At 32.0% G+C, this 1,445-nt stretch carries 1 protein-coding gene; it reads left to right on the top strand.

The window, feature by feature from the left end:
- Nucleotides 1-842: 842 nt before the first annotated feature.
- The coding region (locus GH664_RS22720; protein ID WP_153170309.1) for a hypothetical protein at nucleotides 843-1,445 on the top strand (603 nt) is incomplete at its 3' end.

Raw genomic sequence — 1,445 nt, 5'->3', positions numbered from 1 at the left:
TAGGTTATGATATATAGAGAACAACTATATAATGTAGTTGTTAAAAAGAAAGAAAAAGAAAATAAATAGAAGATGCTCTTTGATGGACCAATTTTTGCGCAGAGTTGGTTTAACGATGATACTCCTAGAGTATTTTCTAATGACGATAATGTATATACATTTTAACTATGAAGAATACTAAAAGTTTCCCTGCACAGAAACTACCAATGTCAAAAAAGACACAAGCCTGGAAAGAAGCCTGCGTAGATTATGTAGTAGGCGCTGGAGATTCAGGATTTGGTGGTAATGGTAGATCTAGATCTGACGAGATGTAGACTTACTATGATTTATACAATAGTATATATAATGAAAAGGATCTTAAATATGTAACTAATCCATTTAAACAAGATGATGGATTTCCTGCTATGGCATAGGATTATAATATTATTAAACCATATGTAGATCAGTTACTTGGTGAAGAAACCAAAAGACCTTTTAATTTTTATCCACAACGTACAAGTGATATAGCTGCTAGTGAACTATAGGAAAAAGCTAAAGAAATGCTAATGGATTATATTCAAGCTACTATAGCAAGTAAGTTAAGCCCAGAACAAGCAGCTAGATATGAACAAGCATTAGCTACAGGAGAAATATAGACTCCGGAAGCTATAGCTAAGTATGTACAGAAAGATTATAAAGATATAGCAGAAACTGAAGCTTATCATGCATTACAATTCCTCAAGAGAAAATTAAATCTTACTCATGAATTCTATAAAGGCTGGAAAGATGCTTTAATAGGTGGAGAAGAAATATATTACATAGGTGTAATCAATGGAGATCCTTATGTAGAAAGAGTGAACCCTATGTATTTTGATTATGAACATTCTTTAGACTTAGAATTCATAGATGATGCTGCTTGGTGTCGTAGAAAGATGATCATGTCTGCTACTGAAATATACGACAGGTTCTATGATAAAATGTCTGAAAGACAACTGAATGAACTACTAGAACTTATTGATCAAAGACCTGGAGCAGGTAATAATCCAGAGATAAGAAAGACTAGTATAGATTATGAATCTATTAAACTGCACAAGATTAATAGTTTTACAGATAATCCATTTGATATAGATCATATAGTAGTATATCATTGCTGTTGGAAGTCTTTCAAAAAGATAGGATTTGTTACTTTACTAAATCCAGAAACTGGAGAAGTTGAAGAGTTTCAAGTAGATGAAGATTATAAAGTAACAGATACGGAACAATCTGTAGAATGGGATTGGATTATTGAAGTATGGGAAGGATATAGAATCGGTGATGATATGTACATAGGAATTCAGCCTATTGAATATCAACATATATCTGCTGATAATCCTAATTCACAGAAATTGCCTTACACTGGTGTAGTGTATAACAATACTAATAGTAAGCCTAGATCATTAGTAAGTATGATGAAACCATTACAGTAT

It is taken from the genome of Thauera sp. 2A1, from assembly GCF_009469595.2.
Lineage (GTDB): Bacteria > Pseudomonadota > Gammaproteobacteria > Burkholderiales > Rhodocyclaceae > Thauera.
Note: the sequence above shows the minus strand (reverse complement) of the source record. Positions and strands in the feature narration are given on the sequence as shown.